Annotated in this window: 8 protein-coding genes and 2 pseudogenes; 3 read left to right on the top strand and 7 right to left on the bottom strand. The window is 73.6% G+C overall.

The window, feature by feature from the left end; all coding sequences use genetic code 11:
* Positions 1 to 122: 122 nt before the first annotated feature.
* Positions 123 to 896: a class I SAM-dependent methyltransferase gene (locus SCK26_RS35680; protein ID WP_318205519.1), complete on the bottom strand. Its 774-nt coding sequence runs from the start codon at positions 894 to 896 to the stop codon at positions 123 to 125.
* Between the two features lie 276 nt (positions 897 to 1,172).
* The gene (locus tag SCK26_RS35675; RefSeq protein WP_318205518.1) at positions 1,173 to 1,964 is read right to left on the bottom strand and encodes an SDR family NAD(P)-dependent oxidoreductase; all 792 of its coding nucleotides are present in this window, start codon (positions 1,962 to 1,964) and stop codon (positions 1,173 to 1,175) included.
* A gap of 191 nt (positions 1,965 to 2,155) precedes the next feature.
* On the opposite strand from SCK26_RS35675, the gene SCK26_RS35670 reads away from it, so the two are divergent.
* The 3 genes from SCK26_RS35670 (at position 2,156) to SCK26_RS35660 (ending at position 7,517) form a co-directional block, all read left to right on the top strand.
* Positions 2,156 to 3,148, top strand: a complete 993-nt coding sequence (locus SCK26_RS35670) for an aldo/keto reductase (protein ID WP_318206163.1) — start codon at positions 2,156 to 2,158, stop codon at positions 3,146 to 3,148.
* 601 nt (positions 3,149 to 3,749) lie between these two features.
* Complete coding sequence (locus SCK26_RS35665) at positions 3,750 to 6,059, top strand: beta-L-arabinofuranosidase domain-containing protein (RefSeq protein ID WP_318205517.1); 2,310 nt, start codon at positions 3,750 to 3,752, stop codon at positions 6,057 to 6,059.
* Positions 6,060 to 6,218: 159 nt separating this feature from the next.
* Positions 6,219 to 7,517, top strand: a complete 1,299-nt coding sequence (locus SCK26_RS35660) for a DUF4157 domain-containing protein (protein ID WP_318205516.1) — start codon at positions 6,219 to 6,221, stop codon at positions 7,515 to 7,517.
* A 9-nt stretch (positions 7,518 to 7,526) separates the two neighbouring features.
* Here SCK26_RS35660 and SCK26_RS35655 read toward each other — a convergent pair whose 3' ends face one another.
* The 5 genes and pseudogenes from SCK26_RS35655 to SCK26_RS38095 form a co-directional block, all read right to left on the bottom strand.
* Complete coding sequence (locus SCK26_RS35655; protein WP_318205515.1) at positions 7,527 to 8,933, bottom strand: MFS transporter; 1,407 nt, start codon at positions 8,931 to 8,933, stop codon at positions 7,527 to 7,529.
* Between the two features lie 9 nt (positions 8,934 to 8,942).
* The gene (locus tag SCK26_RS35650; RefSeq protein ID WP_318205514.1) at positions 8,943 to 10,067 is read right to left on the bottom strand and encodes an alpha/beta fold hydrolase; all 1,125 of its coding nucleotides are present in this window, start codon (positions 10,065 to 10,067) and stop codon (positions 8,943 to 8,945) included.
* The gene (locus SCK26_RS35645) at positions 10,064 to 12,460 is read right to left on the bottom strand and encodes a thioester reductase domain-containing protein (protein ID WP_318205513.1); all 2,397 of its coding nucleotides are present in this window, start codon (positions 12,458 to 12,460) and stop codon (positions 10,064 to 10,066) included. Before SCK26_RS35645 ends, SCK26_RS35650 begins: the two co-directional genes overlap by 4 nt.
* Positions 12,453 to 15,857 (bottom strand): annotated as a pseudogene (locus SCK26_RS38100) (HAD-IIIC family phosphatase); the annotation flags it as partial. The gene SCK26_RS35645 and the pseudogene SCK26_RS38100, both read right to left, overlap by 8 nt.
* Before the next feature lie 348 nt (positions 15,858 to 16,205).
* Positions 16,206 to 17,210: pseudogene (locus SCK26_RS38095) on the bottom strand (beta-ketoacyl reductase); the annotation flags it as partial.
* Between the last annotated feature and the right edge of the window lie 156 nt (positions 17,211 to 17,366).

The raw sequence follows: 17,366 nt of genomic DNA, 5'->3' as shown, positions 1-17,366 counted from the left end.
ATCGTACAGACCGCGACCATGTCCGTCGTGGGCGGCCGGGGCCGCCGTCGCGGCGCGGTGCCGTCGTCGGCGCGGGGAGGAGCGGGCGGGCGGGCGGTGAGGCTGTCCGGGCCGGTGCCCGTTCACGGTGCCGGGCGTTCGATGCGCAGGACGTGTTGGTCGTGGCGGAAGGTGTACGTACCGTCGTCGTCGCCGAAGTGCCGGCGTACGTACGCCTCGACCGCCTCGCGGGGCGCGGAGGGGGCGCCGGGGACGCCCAGGAGGAAGCCGGCCACCGCGAGGGTCTCCTCCAGGTCGCGACCGCGGTACCGGGCGGGTACGACGTCCAGCTCGGTGCGGCCGGCCAGGCCGGGCGGGAAGGCGGCCAGTTCGCCGACGAGTTCGCGTACGTCGTAGTGGTGGCCGGTGAAGTGACGCACCATGCGCATGCACGCGTTGTCCGGGTTCTGCAGCAGCACCAGCAGGACCCCGCCCGGCGCCACCCACTCCAGGACGCGTGCCGTCGTCGCCGCCCACTCGGCACGCGGGATGTAGTACAGCACGTGGGACAGCAGGGCCAGATCGGCCCGCGCGTCCACCCGGGCCGCGCCGACCGGTTCGGCCACCACCTCCGCCCGCGGGCACGCCCGCGCCAGTGCCCGCCGCATCGGCTCGCTCGGCTCGACGCACACCGTGCGCTCGAAGAACGGGGCGAGATACCGCGTCGTCGTGCCCTGGCCGGCGCCGATGTCCAGGAACACCCGCCGCGCGGGCAGCCGGTCCACCACCCGGCGGAGGTAGGCCTGGGTGACGGTCTTCTCGTCCGACCCGGCGAGGAACGACTCGAAGGCTTCTCGGTAGGCGTCGTCGTCCGTACCCGTGATGCTGTCTCGCGCGGCCTTCCGCGGCTCCACCACCCACGCTCCCTTCCCGCGACGCGGCATGCCCTGCCCGGCACACCACCGGTGCCCTCCGGCGAGGCCACACTGGCACGCCTCGGGTCCGTCCGGCGGGAAACACGCCTTCGGGCGACCGGGGGAGACGGGGCGCACCGGAGCGGGCCGGGACGGCGCGGCGCACGCCCGCCGTGGCGGGCCCCTTCGGTGCGGCGCGTCGAGCACGTCCTGGGCGCCGGTGACGCTGGGCGGGCCGGGCAAGGCTTCCGGCTCCCTGCTTCCCGGCGAGGGGCCGGGTCAGCGCGAGGCGCGCTGTGCCGCCACGATCCGGCGGACCGACTCCGACGGCTCGGCCCCTCGCTGGGCCCGCGACGCGTAGTCCGGGAACTGCCCGGCGACGGCGCAGCGCCACCGCAGCCTCGCCGGAGCGATGTTGATCTCGCCGCGGTTCTCCGTGACGGACCGGACGACGGCCGCGGCGACTTCGGCGGGCGAGACGGTCCGCACACCGCTCGGCACCTCGGCGCCGGTGTCGGCGAACATCCCCGCCTCTCCCACGAACCCGGGCTGCACCAGCGACACGCCGACCCCGGCCACGGCCAGATCCTGCCGCAGGCTGTGCGCGAAACCGCGCAGCCCGAACTTCGTGGCGGTGTACAGCGAGGAGTACGGCGTCGCGGCCTTGCCCGACATCGATCCGACGAAGGCGAGGTGTCCGCGCCCGGCCGCGGCCATCCGCGGCGCGAGGTGGCGGGCCAGCAGAATCGGCGCGTACAGGTTCACCGCCAGGGCCCGCTCGATCTGCCCGGTGGTGTATTCCAGCAGGTCCCCGCTGGCCGGCAGGGCGGCGTTGGCCACCAGCACCTCGGTGTCCGCCGCCTCCTCGGCGAGCCGGAGGACCTGGTCCCGGTCGGCGAGATCCGCGACCAGCGCCCGGGCGCCCGTCTCGTCCGCGAGCGCCTTGACCGCCCGCTCCCGGCGGCCGGTCACCACCAGCCTGGCCCCCTCGCCGGCGAGCCGGTGAGCGAGGGCGCGCCCGATCCCGCCGGTCGCCCCGGTGAGCAGCACGGTCGCTCCGCTGATCCGCATGCACAGCCTCCACGTCCCGGGGGCCCGACGGCCCCGAACCGGTGCCCGCCGCACGGCGGGCGCTCTGCACGATACGAATCTTGGCAACATCTTGTCTACAGCAGGCACATTTGTGCCAGACTTCGGGAGCCGACGCCACACACCCGAGATGAAGGACGGTTGAGATGACCCTGGCCTCCCCCGCGCCCCGGATGGAGCACCGCGTGATCGGCAGAACCGGCCGGCATCTGTCCGTCGTCGGGCTGGGCACCTGGCAACTGGGTGCCGACTGGGGCGACGTGAGCGAACAGGAGGCGCTGGCCGTACTGCACTCCGCCCACGAGGCCGGCATCACCTTCTTCGACACCGCCGACGTCTACGGCGACGGCCGCAGTGAACGCCTCATCGGCCGCTTCCTGCGCGAGCTGGGCCCGAGGCGGGCGGAAGCGGTCCTCGTGGCGACGAAGACGGGCCGCCGCGCCCCTCAGGTCCCCGAGGAGTTCACGCTCGACAACTTCCGCGCCTGGACCGACCGTTCACGCGCCAACCTCGGTGTCGACACCCTGGACCTGGTACAACTGCACTGCCCTCCCACCCCCGTGTTCTCCAGCGACGCGGTGTACGACGCCCTGGACACGCTGGTGGAGGAGAAGCGCGTCACGGCCTACGGCGTCAGCGTCGAGACGTGCGAGCAGGCGCTGACCGCCATCGCCCGTCCGAACGTGGCCTGCGTGCAGATCATCCTGAACGTCTTCCGCCGCAAGCCGCTGGAGCGCGTGCTGCCCGCGGCGGCGCGGGCCGGCGTCGGCATCATCGCCCGTGTCCCCCTCGCCTCCGGACTGCTCTCCGGCCGCTACCGCCGCGACACGGTGTTCCCCGCAGACGACCACCGCACGTACAACCGCCACGGCCGGTCCTTCGACGTCGGCGAGACCTTCTCCGGCGTCGACTACGACACCGGTGTCGCGGCCGCGGCCGAATTCGCCGGACTCGCGCCCGAGGGTGCCACGCCGGCGCAGACGGCGCTGCGCTGGATCATCCAGCAGCCCGCCGTCACCACCGTCATCCCCGGCGCCCGCACCCCCGCCCAGGCCCGCGCCAACGCCGCCGCCGCACACCTTCCCGCCCTGCCCGGCACCACGCTCCACGCGCTCGAAGAGCTGTACGACCGGCGCCTGCGCACCCACATCCACCACCGATGGTGACGCGGGCGCACACCCCTGCGCCCCGGCTCCCCGCGGCGGACGCGGTGCCGCCCGTGCCGCTCGGGAGCCGGTGCCGCGTTCCGGGCGGCCGCACCGCGACGTGACGGATGCGGGCCCGGCCGGCAGCCGACGGAGAACGTGACGTCGGCACGGGCGGGCCGGGCACCGAGGGAGACGTCGGCCCGGTATGCCGAACATGGTTCGGGAAACCGGTCAGACCGTAAGGCGTTCCCGGAGGCGCGTCAATGGCCGTGCCGGCCCGAACGCGCGCCACGGACGCCTCGCCGCCTCCTTTCGTCCGGCGGCCGGCCCCGCGTCGCCCTTCGGCCGCGACCGCCGTGAAGGGACGCGCGATTGGGGACGTCCGCCGCATTGACGGCCCATCAGCCACGCAACTATGGTCTCGTCGACTCCGCGAACGGCGTTCGATATCACGAACAGCGAGGTCAGTGAACGGCTCGGCAGGGCGGCGTCCGAGGCGCCGCTCACGAGGTACTCCCCGCACGCCGCCGGCAGGCGGTACGCGCGTCGCTCGACACCTACCAGGCCGGCGGACCCGCGCCTTTCCACCGGCACGGGCCCTCACCGAAAGGGTGCACCCATGTCCCCCTCCGTCAGCAGACGACGTCTCCTCCAGCTCGCCGGAGTCACCGCGGCGATGTCCGCCGCGGGGCCCGTCCTCGGCGGCTCCGCCGCCCAGGCCGCCGTCCCCCCGGCCCGGACCGACATCGGAGCCCAGGTCTTCCCGTTCGCGCTCGGCGAGGTCAAACTGACCGCGAGCAGATGGCTGGACAACCAGAGCCGGACCCAGAGCTATCTGCGGTTCGTCGACGTCGACCGGCTGCTGTACAACTTCCGCGCCAACCACCGTCTGTCCACCGGCGGTGCGGCCGCCACCGGAGGCTGGGAGGCGCCCGACTTCCCCTTCCGCAGCCATGTCCAGGGCCACTTCCTCACCGCCTGGGCGCAGGCGTACGCGGTGAGCGGGGACACCGTCTGCCGGGACAAGGCCCTGTACATGGTCGCCGAGCTGGCCAAGTGCCAGGCGAACAACGGTGCCGCCGGGTTCGGCGAGGGCTACCTCTGCGGCTATCCCGAGTCCGACTTCACCGCCCTGGAGGCGCGCACACTGTCCAACGGGAACGTGCCGTACTACACCATCCACAAGACCCTGACCGGTCTGCTGGACGTGTGGCGGCTCATCGGCAGCACGCAGGCCCGCGATGTGCTGCTGGCCCTGGCCGGCTGGGTCGACCGGCGCACCGGCCGGCTGAGCACCGCGCAGATGCAGGCCATGCTGGGCACGGAGTTCGGCGGTATGAACGCCGTCCTGACCGACCTGTACCAGCAGACCGGCGACACCCGATGGCTCACCGCGGCCCAGCGGTTCGACCACGCCGCGGTGTTCGACCCGCTGGCGGCCGGCCAGGACCGGCTGTCCGGACTGCACGCCAACACCCAGGTGCCCAAGTGGATCGGGGCCGCCCGCGCGTACAAGGCCACGGGCACCACGCGTTACCGGGACATCGCCGCCAACGCCTGGAACTTCTGCGTCCACGCGCACACCTACGCCATCGGCGGCAACAGCCAGGCGGAGCACTTCCGCGCGCCGGACGCCATCGCCGCCTATCTGCGGCAGGACACGTGCGAGAGCTGCAACACCGTGAACATGCTGACGCTCACGCGGGAGTTGTACGCGCTGACGCCGGACCGGGCCGAATTGTTCGACTTCTACGAGCAGGCGTGGCTGAACCAGATGATCGGCCAGCAGAATCCGGCCGACCCGCACGGCCATGTCACCTATTTCACCCCGCTCAACCCCGGAGGCCGCCGAGGCGTCGGGCCGGCCTGGGGCGGCGGCACCTGGAGCACCGACTACACCACCTTCTGGTGCTGCCAGGGCACGGGCCTGGAGATGCACACCCGGCTGATGGACTCCGTCTACTTCCACGCGGGCACCACGCTGACGGTGAACCTGTTCGTGCCCTCGGTGCTCACCTGGACCCAGCGCGGCATCACCGTCACCCAGACCACGTCGTACCCGGCGAGCGACACCACGACCCTGCGCGTCACCGGAGACGCCGGCGGCACCTGGACGATGCGCATCCGCGTCCCCGGCTGGACCAGCGGGGCCACCGTCAGCGTCAACGGCGTCGCGCAGAACATCGCCACGACCCCCGGCAGCTACGCCGTCCTGACTCGTGCCTGGGCGTCCGGCGACACCGTCACCGTGCGCCTGCCCATGCGCACCGTGCTGCGGCCGGCCAACGACAACCCCGCCGTCGCCACCCTCACCTACGGCCCGGTCGTCCTGTCCGGCGACTACGGCGACACCGCGCTCGCTTCGCTGCCCGCCCTGGACGCCTCCTCGGTCCGGCGGACCAGCTCCACCGCGCTCGCCTTCACCGCCACCGCGAACGGCAGAACCGTCGGCCTGGGCCCGTTCTACGACGCGCACGGCCACAACTACACCGTCTACTGGAACACCGGCGGCGCGGCCACCGTCCGCCTCGCCAACGCGGCCAGCGGTCTGGTGCTGGGCATCCAGGACATGTCCACCGCCGACGGCGGCCGGGCCCTGCTGTGGTCCGACTCCGGCACCGCCGACCACGACTGGGAGCTGCTTGCCGACGGCGACGCCTTCCGCATCCGCAACGTCCACAGCGGCAAGGTGCTCGGCGTGCTGGACATGTCCACGGCCGACGGCGCCACCGTACTGCAGTGGTCGGACAACGGCACCGCCGACCACCGGTGGACCCTGCTCGACCAGGGCGACGGCACCTGCAAGATCCGCAACGTGCACAGCGGGAAACTGCTCGCCGTCCAGAACGGCTCCACCGCGATCGGGGCCTTCGCGGTCCAGGCCCCGGACGACGGCACGGCCGACAACCGGTGGCGCGTCGTACGGTGACGGCCCGCGCGCCACCCGCCACATGGCGAATGGTGCCGCACGGCACCGCCATCCGGACGGTCCCTCGTGCACCCGATGATGCCCCTTCGTACCTTCCCTCCGGGGTTGCGGCTCTGTAGGGGTAGAGGGCGATCAAGATCAGAGAGGGGCCGTCCCGACATGCACGCCAAGGAACAGCCGGAGAAGAACGCCGGTCAGCGGCGCCTGCCGCACCCGACACGACAGGAACCGGCGGTGACGCGGCCGGCCGCCGGCATGTCCCCTCAGGCGGCCGGAACCCTGCAACGCGCCGTCGGCAACGCGGCGGTGACGCGGATGATCGAGGAGCAGCGCGACACCCACCAGGGTCACGACCACGTCCCGGCCGTCCAGCGGTCCACCGTGCACGACGTGCTGCGCTCGTCCGGCCGGCCGCTGGACGACTCCGTCCGCACCGACATGGAGGCGCGGCTCGGCGCGGACTTCTCCGACGTCCGCGTCCACACGGGCAGCGCGGCCCGCGCGTCCGCCGCCGAGGTGGGCGCGCGCGCCTACACCAGCGGCAACCATGTCGTCATCGGCGACGGCGGCGCGGACCGGCACACCCTCGCCCACGAACTCACCCACGTCATCCAGCAGCGGCAGGGCCCGGTCTCCGCCACCGACAACGGCGCCGGGCTGCGCGTCTCCGACCCCTCGGACCGCTTCGAGCGCGAGGCCGAGGCCAACGCCACGCGCGTCCTCGCCGCGCCGGCCCCGCGGCAGAGCGAGCCCGTACAGCGCGCGACCGCCGGCACGGGCCGGGACGTGGGCGCGACCGTCCAGCGGGCCAAGGCGGCCGGAGGCGCCCACGCGCAGGGCGAGCACATCTTCAACGCCCTCGACGCGCTGGCCAAGGAAGCCGGTACGACCCTGAGCCGCCGGGTCACGGACCGCATCGGCCTGCTCGACGGTCAGGGACAGCTCTCCCACGAGCAGAACGTGCGCAGGGCGACCACGACCTGGAACTACCAGGTCCACAAGCAGAGCCTGAACGACGCGGCGACGCTGGCGGCGGAACTGCGCGACAACGAGCGCTTCCGGTCCGCGTCGCGCGGAGAGCCGCTGGACGCGCAGGGCAACGACCCCAACTCCATCCGCTACGGCGCCTTCGTCACGCAGGTGAGGGAGGCGCTGCGCCACTGCGGCACGCCGAACTGGAACAACGGAGCGGCCCTGGTGGCCCTCCGGGAGAACCTCATCACGACCATCACCGACCAGGTGGCCCGGGACGTGAAGCGGAACACCGATCTGGGCAACGCCCGCGACCGGACGGACTTCGACGCCTGGTACACGAGCACCGAGGACCAGATGAAGGCCCTGTTCAACGAACTCATCGGCGCCGCGCGGGCCGTTCACGAAGCGCTGTTCACGACGGTCCACGCCGCGTACGGCTACCCGGAGGGCGAAACCGTGCCCGAGGGGGACTACTACGCGTGAGCGGGCCGGTCACCGTGATCGCGAACGGGGGTGGCGCAGGAGGGGGATCGATGCCGCGCCGGCCGCCGCCGCGAGGGCCGTGGAGCCGATGGTGATCCAGGCGAAGCCCGGGCGGGAGGCGTGCGTTGTGTCACCGGAGAAGGTGGCGAACAGCGAGCCGAACAGGGACACTCCGATCGCCTCGCTGCCGAGGCGGACGGTGTTGATCCAGCCGGCCGCCATGCCCGCCTCGTTCTCCGGGAGCCGGGCCAGCGCCTCGCCGTCGACCAGGCCGGCCTGGAGCCCGAAGCCGATGCCGACGACCGCCATGGGAAGCGCCATCCAGGCCATGCCCCGCGGAGCGGCCGCGCCCGTCGCCAGCAGGCCCGCGACGAGCAGGACGATGCTCGCGACCAGGATCCTGTCCACGGCCGTGCCTCCCGCCACCAGGCGGCCGGCGACCAGCGGGGTGGCGAGGACGGGCAGGGTCAGGAACATCAGGAACGCGCCGCTGGCGCCCGCCGAGGAGCCGTAGGCGCCCTGGAAGAACACCGGCAGGTAGGCGACCGCGTTGGTGAAGGTGAACGAGGAGACCGCGACGACGAGGGTCAGCGCGGAGAAGCGGCGGTCGCGCAGGGTGCGCAGGCTCAGCAAGGGGTCCGGCGCGGTGGATTCGCGGCGGACGAAGAGGCCGTAGCAGGCGAGGCCGGCGGCCGTGCACAGGAGGAACGGCGAGGAGGTCCAGCCGGTCGCCGAACCGAGTGCCAGACCGCCGAGCAGCAGCGTCGTCGCCGCGCAGAAGAGCACCGCGCCGGCGACGTCGACACGGGCCGCGCGGCGGCGTTCGTGCGCCGTGGCCCGGCGGATCAGCGGCATGCCGGCGCAGGCGACGGCCAGGCAGCACAACTGCGTCGCGTAGACCAGGCGCCAGCCGACGAGCTGGGTGAGCACACCGCACAGCGTCGGGCCGAAGGCCAGGGAGAGGCCCGCGACCGAGCCCAGCACGGCGAAGGCACGGGTGCGGCGTTCACCGGTGTACACCGACGACAGCATCGCCGACCCCACCGAGAACACGGCTCCCGCGCCCGCGCCCGCCAGCAGCCGGGCGGAGTCCAGCATCCAGTAGTCGGTCGCGGCCAGGCCGGCGGCCGACCCCGCGCCGAACGTCACCAGCCCGGCCAGGAGCGACCGCCAGCGGCCGAGGACGTCCGCGACGGAGCCCCACACCAGCGTGGAGCAGGCGAAGGTCAGCGTGAACCCGTTGAGCGCCCACTGCTCCCCCAGGGAGGAGGACCCGAGGTCGCGGGCGATGTCGCCCAGCGACACGGCCGTGCCGGACACCGACAGCGGGACCGTGAACACCGCGAGGACGATGACCGGCAGCACCGCACCGGTCCCGGTCCGCGCACCGCCCCGCAGGATGTCGTCCGAGGTCACCGGGCTCCCCTACGCGCGCGAGCCGGCGGAGGGGACGAGTTCCGGGCGCTCGCCGGCCCGCCGGCACTCGTCGAGGAAGTCCACGATGTGCCCGAACACGTCCAGCGCGGCGCCCCGGCCGATGAACGTGTCCAGGTGGCCGTAGCCCGGCACCTCCACGTACCGGACGTCGAGCCGCGGATGCCGGCGGCCGAGGATCTCGTGGCACAGCTTGTTGGAGTCGTACCAGAAGCGGTTCTCGTCCCCGGACAGCAGCATCAGCGGGGCGTCGATGCGGTCGGCGTTGTCCAGCGCGTTCTTCGGCAGCACGTCGTAGCGGCCGTCGGCGTCGTTGAACCGCATGACGGTGTGGGCCAGTTCGATGCCGCGCAGGTGCGGCAGGATCCACATGGGCACGGTGCCGTACAGGTCGGCGAGGCGGTCGTGGGTGCGCCGGTCGAGGTTGTCGTGCACGAACAGCGAACCGCCCACGCCCCACGAATCGTTGTGCAGGATCTGGCAGTTGGGGTCCTTGCACTCGGCGCCGAGGGACACCTCCGCGAACAGCAGGGAGTACTTCGACCACAGTCCCACCTTCTTGATGTCGGTGGGGATGTGCGCGAACCGGGACCGCAGCAGCTCTCCGCCGAAGTGCAGACGGGCCCGGGTCTTCCAGGACATCTTCGGCGTGAGGAACACTCCTTGCGCGACCACGCCGGCCAGTTCCGGCACCAGCCCGGCCGTCATGCTCAGCGACAGGCACAGGGCGCCGATGCAGTGCGCGACGACCAGCAGCGGACGGCCGTCGGTGTGCTGCCGCACCAGGGAGACGGCCTCGGGGATGTCGTAGAGGGCGACGTCGTCGAAGGTGTAGCGCACCCGGCCCTCGTTGTACGGCAGCCGGCAGCTGCCCCGCCAGTCGAGCAGCCACGGCTCGTAGCCCGCGTCCAGCAGGACGTCGACCAGGTTGCGGGTCTCGGGCAGGACGAACATGTCGGAGGAGGCCGTCAGTCCGTGCAGGACCAGGACGGGCGGCCGGTCGGCGCCGTCACCGGCCGTGACCCGGGTCAGTCCGAGCCGGGTGCCGTCGGACGCGGTGAACGGGATGTCCTCGACCCGGGCGCCGAGAGCGTGGTGGAGGGGCCTCAGCGTCATCGGATCTCCTCTTTCTGGATCATCAGCTTCCTGAACTTGCGCCGCAGCTTGTCCTTGTCCCGGTCGATCGCGTCCCGCCGCAGGTCCAGCAGTTCGGCGGCGGCCCGCATCGACGGCTCCGCCAGCCCCATGCCGACCTGGACGAAGAACCACGACAGCCAGCTGAGCTTGGCCAGCCGCTGCTCCTGCGACGACAGGCGCGGGTCGACCCGGATGCCGTCGATCTGGTCCGGCACATAGCTGCGGCCCGGGACCCGGACCACACCGGCGAGGCTCGCCGGCTCGCCCTCGCGGCCCACGGTGATCTCCAGCGTGCGGGTCTGCGCCCAGAAGTCGCGCCGGGCCCGGGCCGTCTTCCAGCCCTCCAGCCACCACCGGCCGCCGTCCCGGTCCTCCAGGGTCAGGCGGTAGCGCAGCAGCGGGTGGTCGTTGCCGTGGCGGTGCGGTACGCCCTCGTCGGGGCGGACCCAGATCTCGCCGTCCAGCACGGTCAGCGGCTCGGCGTGCAGCCGCTCGCAGAAGACCTGGCCGCGGACGTCGACCCTGCGGTGCCGGACGACCTGGTACATGCTCGCGATGGACAGCGTGAACGCCATCCGGCAGGTGGTGTCGGCGGCCTGGCCGACCGGGCCGACCTGGCCCTTCATCCGTTCCCGGAACGACAGGTACGGCGGGTCCTCGCGGCTGGGCAGCCGGGCCACGCCGTCGCGTGCCATCCGCTCGAACGCCTTCAACTGTGCCTCGGAGCCGTAGCGTTCGGGCAGGGGCAGCCGGTTGCGGGCCAGGAACTCCTCGGTGCGTTCGGCGTCGGCCGCCGGGCCGAACATCAGCGCCTCGAAGAGTTTGACGGCGGTCGGGCTGCTCAGGATGCGGGCCAGAAAGTCGAGTTCGGGCACCGGGTCGGTCTCCTGGCGGCGCAGCAGTTCCTCGCGCCACTGCTGCCAGCCCGTGGTGCGGACGTTCATCCCGGCCAGCTTCATGTCCTTGACCAGTTCCGGCAGGGTCTCCGCGCGGCCGGTCAGGTGGTAGTTGCGGCCCCAGGCCCGCGGGTCGCAGACGACGGCGGCGGCGACCTTGCTGACCCAGTCCACCGGCGCCAGGTTCAGGAACCGGAACGCCGGTACGGTGCGGAAGCGGGAGATCGCCCCGATCAGGCCCGTACTCAGGTCGCTCGGGTTGTACACGCCGGTACGGCTGTGTCCGCCGATCGCGCCCGGCCGCAGGAAGGTCACGGTCAGCCCGTGTTCGCGGGCCCGGCGCAGCGCGGCCTCGGCGGCCCACTTGGACTTGTCGTAGCCCGCGAACAGCCGGTCGAGGTGGGCGATCGGGTCGTCCTCGGCCATCGTGGCGATGCCGACCTCGTTGAAGACGGCGACCGACGAGATGTGGTGCAGCGGCTTGGGCCGGCCGGTCATCGCCAGCTCCGCGAGGTGCAGCGGGCCCAGTACGTTGGTCTGCCGCAGGGAGGGATAGCCGCGCAGGAAGTCCACGGCGGCGGCCACGTTGACGATGGAGTCGGTCTCGTGGGCGAGGCTGTCCCAGTGCTCCTGTGCCAGGCCGAGCCGCGGCTGCCGGATGTCCCCGGCGAGTACGGTGACCCGCCGCCGTACCTCGAACGTCCACGGCTGCTCGTAGCCCGCCAGGGCCTGGCCGAGGCGTTTAGCGGCGGCGGTGTCGTCGGCCGCGCGCACCAGGCACACCACCTCCGCGTCGCTCTGGCGCAGCAGGTCCAGCAGCAGATGGCTGCCGAGGAATCCGGTGGCGCCGGTGAGCAGGATCCGGCGCGGCCGGACCCGCTCGGCCTGCCGGCTGAAGGGCAGGCGGTCGGCCAGCGCGAGGTCGGCGAGGATGGTCCGCACGTCCTCGTCCGGCGCGGTGTCGGCGTCGGCCGGGGTCGTGGAGGCCGCGGGAAGGGGTGCGGCGGCCGTCGCGGTGGTGCCGGTGGCGCGCTGGGCCAGGCGCCGGGGGCGGGCGTCCGCGAAGACGTCGTCCAGGCTCATGCTCAGGTCGAGTTCGCGGGCCATGAGCGCGACGAGTTCCACCGCGTCCACGGAGGACAGACCGGCGTCGAACAGGTCCGTGTCGAGGTCGGCCACGCCGTCCGGCAGGAAGCGGCCGGCGAGGCCGGCGATGGCCGTGGCGAGCGGCCCGGCGGCGGTGGGCGGCGCCCCGGCCGGCGCCGGCTGTGGCACCGCCGGACCGGGCGGCGTCTGCGACACCGGGCCGGGGGGTGCCTGGGGCGTGGCGGGGGCCGGGCCGGTCGCCGACTTGCGGAAGCGGGCCAGCAGGTCGGCCGCCTGGCCGCGGCCGGGGCCGCGCCGTTCGATCACCTCCTCGTCGGGCCGACGGCTGACACTGCGGTCGCGGCTCGTGCCGCCGCCCGCCTCAGGCATTGCTGACCTCCGCTGCGATGTCCGATCCGAGGTCCCAGGAACGGAACTCCCGGAGTTGCTCCGGCGCCAGGGCCGTCTCCAGCCGGGGTGCGTCGACCTCGCCGCCGCCCAGGCGGGAGACGAGCCGACGTGCCGGAATGTTGCGTGGCGTGTTCTCGGCCACGAGCCGTACCGCCGTGCACCCGAGGGCGTCCGCGCGGTCGGCGAGCCAGGCCAGCAGCCGGTCCTCGACACCCCGGCCGAGGACCCGGCAGCTCATCATCCAGGCGACGACCTCCAGTACGCCGTCGTCGGGCCGGACGGCGAGGACGCCGATCTGTCCGTACGCGCCGAACCGGTCGCGTGCGGTCGCCGTCCAGACCTCGCCCTCCTGACGCAGCCGTTCGAGCCGGGCGGCGTCCAACGGCAGGGGCCGGAGGTTGAACTGGTTGGTGCGCCTGCTGAGCTGGATGGTGCGTTCGGCCGTGTCGGTGCCGACCGGCTCGATGTCCAGTTCCAGTTTGAGGTTGGCCAGGAAATCCGCGAAGCCCATCTGGGCGCGGGCCGCGTCGCGCACCCGCTCCTGCTGGTAGAACTCGGCGCGGGAGGCGTCCTCCGTGGTGGCCGCGCGCGGCACCATGGGCCACAACCGGGTCACGAAGTCGGCGAGTTCGGCGGCGGGCGGGCAGGTCAGGCTGAGCACCTCGGGCAGTTGGGCGCGCACGCCGGCGATCTCCACCGGGTTGTCGTCCAGGAAGAGGAAGCTGTCCAGGCCGAGGTTCAGGTCCTCGGCGATCCGTGCGATCCTGGTCCACTTCGGTTCCCAGGCCGCGGAGATGGCCGCGAAGTGCTCCCGGCGCAGCGGGCTGTCGGGCCGGTCGAGGACGCTGTGCACGGTCTCCTCGTCGTTGTTGGAGACCAGGGCGAGCAGCACACCGGCCGCCCGCCACTGCAGCAGCCGGCGGGCGAGCAGCGCGCGGGGGCCGGTCAGGTCGACGTTCTCCGGCCCGGTCTCGCCGGCGATGCCGCTCCACAGCGTCTCGTCGCCGTCGACCACGATGACCTTCGGCGCGCGGCGGCGGATCTTCCAGATCACATCGGCGAGGCGCAGCGCGACCACCGCCTGGAACTCCTCCTGGAACGGCAGATGGGCCATGTCGTCGGTGTGCTGGTCGAAGATGCCGTCGAAGGTGCCGGGTGCGGTCTCGCCGGGGCCGGTCCCGCCGTCGACGGTCAGGTCGGCGGCCCAGGAGTCGGCGGACAGGACGGCGATGCCCGGCTGGTCGGCCAGCCGCTCCGTCACCTGCCGTTCCCAGGCACGCAGCCGCTCGTCCCGCGACCGCTCCGGAAGGAAGGCGACGACGAGCGGGGTGCGGGTGCGGTCGGCGAGGGCGCGCAGCGCGGCCGGGTACTCCTCGGCGAGCTGGCCGAGCAGATCGGTGTCCTGCGGGGCGAAGCGGGTCAGGTCGCCGGGGCGGAGCAGGATCAGGCCGGCGGCGGTGGCCGGCTGGGCGAGGACGCCTTCCGGGTCGTGCAGGGCGGCCAGGACCTGGTGGTACGGCGCCTCTGCGACGTCGTAGGGACCGCCCTCCACGCCGGTGTCCTCCAGGGCGACCGTCAGCAGGGCCGGGAGGTTGCCGAGGGCGAAGGTGGCCGCCACCGCGATCTGGCCGGCCGGGCGGCCGCCGTCGGCCGTGGCGCCGTCCCGTGCGGTGGGAGCGGGGGCCTGCGTGGTGACGGGTGCGCCGTGCGGGGCCTCCCCGGCCGCCTCGGCGGGCGCGGGGTGGGGGCCGGGCGTCGCGACGGTGCCGTCGGGTGCCGGGCCGGCCGTGGCGGTGGTGGAACCGGCGGCGGACGCGCCTGCCGCGCGCTCCACGACCACCGTCCCGGGTGCGTCGGCCAGTCGCGCCGCTACGGCGAGGACGCCCTCGGCCAGGGCCGCGCAGTTCGCGTCGTCGAGGACGTCGGTGTTGTACTCCAGTCCCACCTTCCCGAGGCCCGGCATCACCGTGACCATCAGGTCCAGGTCGGAGTAGCCGGTGCCCGCCGGCAGGACGCGAAGGCCCTCGGCGGCCCCGGCCTGCGGCGGCATGTAGTTGAAGTACACCTCCACCAGCGGGGCGTCCTTGCGGTACAGCCCCTCCTGGACCAGCGCCGGCATGGCGTCGAAGAAGGTGATTCCGCGTTCGAGCACCCGGCTGAGCCGCCCGTCGGTGCGCCGTAGCACGTCGGTGCCGGTGTCGCCCGGCTCGACCTGGGCGGCGAACGGGATGGGCAGGCCGAAGTATCCGACGGCGTCGAGTGCGCCGACGTGCATGCGGGTGTCCACCGGCACCGCCAGCACGAACCGGTCGCGGTCGCGCAGCCGTGCCAGGTGCAGCGTCAGCGCGCCGAGCCAGAACGCGGCGGGCGTGATGCCGAGCCGGGTCGCCCGGTCGGCCACCCGCCGCGCCAGCCCGGACGGCAGGTCGGCCAGGTGCATGGCCGAGCGGTGGGAGCGCCGCGCGGGGCGGGGGCGGGCCAGTTCCAGGTCGAGCCGCCGGACCCCGGCGAAGTCCTCGCGCCAGTCCCCGGCGGCCACCCGCCGGCCGGCCGGCGCGCCGGGACGGTCGGGCGGGGCCGCCTGGGCGCGCAGCAGGAGGTCGATGTCGCGGTTGGTGACGGTGGCGGGCGGCGCCTGGCCGGTCAGTTCGGCGCCGAGTTCATGGGCGACGAGCATGAGCGACGCGAGGTCGGACACGGCGTGGTGCGCGCCGAAGACCAGCGTCTGGTCGCCCGATGGGTAGGCGAGCAGCTCGAACCGCCACAGCGGGGAGCGGGTCAGGTCGAACGGCGGTTCCATCAGCGCGCACAGCCTGCGGTCCGGGTCGGTGCCGTCCTCGACCTCGGTCCAGCGCACCAGTTCGCCCGCCGGGGTGCGGCGGACCTCCAGCCGCTGTCCGCCGTCGGTGTCCGCGACGATCGCGGTGCGCAGCGCCGCGTGCCGGCCGGCGAGCCGGGAGATCGCCTCGGTGAGGCGGTCGGCGGTGGTCGGTGTGTCGAGTCGTACGGCCAGTCCGATGTGGTGGGTGACGCTCGGGGTGCCGTGCTGCTCGGCGCGCAGCAGCCGTACGACGTCCCGGGTGGCCGGGTGGTGCGCGATGTCGGGGACGCCGGTGTCCGAGGGGTCCGCCGCGCTCGCCGGGGAGGCGGGCTCCGCGCCGTCGGGGCCGGCCCGTTCGGCCTCGGCGACGATGTGGTCGGCGATGCTGTCGATGGTGGCTCCGTTGAACATCGTCGCGATCGGCAGGCTCTGGCCGAAGTCGGCCTCGACGAGGCTGCGGATCTGCATGGCCATCACGGAGTCCAGGCCCTGTCCGACCAGGGAGGCGGCCGGGTCGAGGTCCTCGGCGTCGAAGCCCATGGTGCGCGCGAACCGGTACCGCAGCCGCTCCACCACCGCCTCCCGGGAGGTCGGCACCACGAATCCGGCGGTACCGGCGCGCGGTCCGGACGCGGGTACGGCGGTCCGGCGGCGCGCGGGCGCGAACGCGGCCAGCAGCGGGGGCAGCAGGGCGGGTTCGGTGGTGCGCAGGACGGGCAGGTTGAGGGCCGCGGCCACCAGTACGGCGTGGCCGGTGCCGTCGGTGGAGGCGTGCCGGGTCAGCGCGGCGTCGAGGAGGGTGAGCCCCTGTTCGGTGGCGAGCGGGCTGATTCCGCCGCGGCTGATGCGTCGCAGGTCCGTCTCGGCGAGGTGCCCGGTCATTCCGGTGGCCTCGGCCCACAGGCCCCAGGCCAGCGACAGGCCGGGCAGGCCGGTGCGGCGGCGGTGCTCCATCAGCGCGTCGAGGAAGGCGTTCGCGGCGGCGTAGCCGCCCTGTCCGGCTCCGCCGAGGACGCCCGCGACGGACGAGAACACCACGAAGGCGGACAGGTCCGCGGCCGCCGTCAGCTCGTGCAGGTGCCAGGCCGCGTCGGTCTTGGGCCGCAGCACCCGGTCCAGGCCGTCGGCGTCGACCGATTCGATCGTGCCGTCGTGCAGGACGCCCGCCGAGTGGACGACGGCGGTCAGCGGGTACCGTTCCGGGACCTCGCGCAGCGCCTGCTCCAGCTGGGCGCGGTCGGCGACGTCGCAGGCCAGTACGGTGACCTCGGCGCCGGCGGCGGCGAGTTCGTCCCGCAGTGCCTGGACGCCTTCCGCCTGCGGGCCGCGCCGGGACAGCAGCAGCAGGTGCCGGGCGCCGAGGCGGGCGGCGTGCCGGGCGACCTGCGCGCCGATCCCGGTCGTGCCGCCGGTGATCAGGACGGTGCCCGTGCCGAGGGTGTCGCGGGCGTCGCCGGCCGGGTCCGTCGCCTGCCGGCGCAGCGCGGGCACGTACCGGCGGCCGGACCGGAGCGCCAGCTCGGGCCGTCCGGAGCGCGCGGCGCCGAGGATCTCCTCGTCGAGGCGGGCGAGGCGGCCGGTGTCGCTCTGTCCGCGACCGGTGTCGTTCTCGTCGAGGCCGGTGTCGGCCTCTCCGGGGTCGGTGTCGACCAGGACGATCCGGCCGGGGTTCTCCGCGCGGGCCGCCCGGACGAGGCCCCACACCGCGGCGTGGGCGAGGTCGGCCCGCGTGCCGTCGGTCTCGGCGCCGGTCGTCACGGCCCCGCGGGTCACGACGACCAGCCGTTCCCCGGCGGGCCGGTCCCGCGACAGCCACTCCTGGAGGCGGCGCAGCGTCTCGTGCAGTACCCCGCGGACCCGGGCCGGTGTGTTCCCGGTGTCCGCTCCCGCGCCGGCGACCTTCAGCAGCGTCGGTTCCGGCGCGCCGGGGTCGCCGTCGGCGGCCGGGGCCCGGTCGTGCTCGGTCCACTCGACGGACAGCAGCGCTCGGGTGCTGCTGTCCGGAAGGGTGAGGTCGTCGGCGGTCACGGTGCGCACCAGCAGGGAGTCGATGCGGGCGACCGG

The sequence above is a fragment of the Streptomyces sp. SCL15-4 genome (assembly GCF_033366695.1).
GTDB lineage: Bacteria > Actinomycetota > Actinomycetes > Streptomycetales > Streptomycetaceae > Streptomyces.
This window is presented reverse-complemented; position numbering and strand designations above follow the sequence as displayed.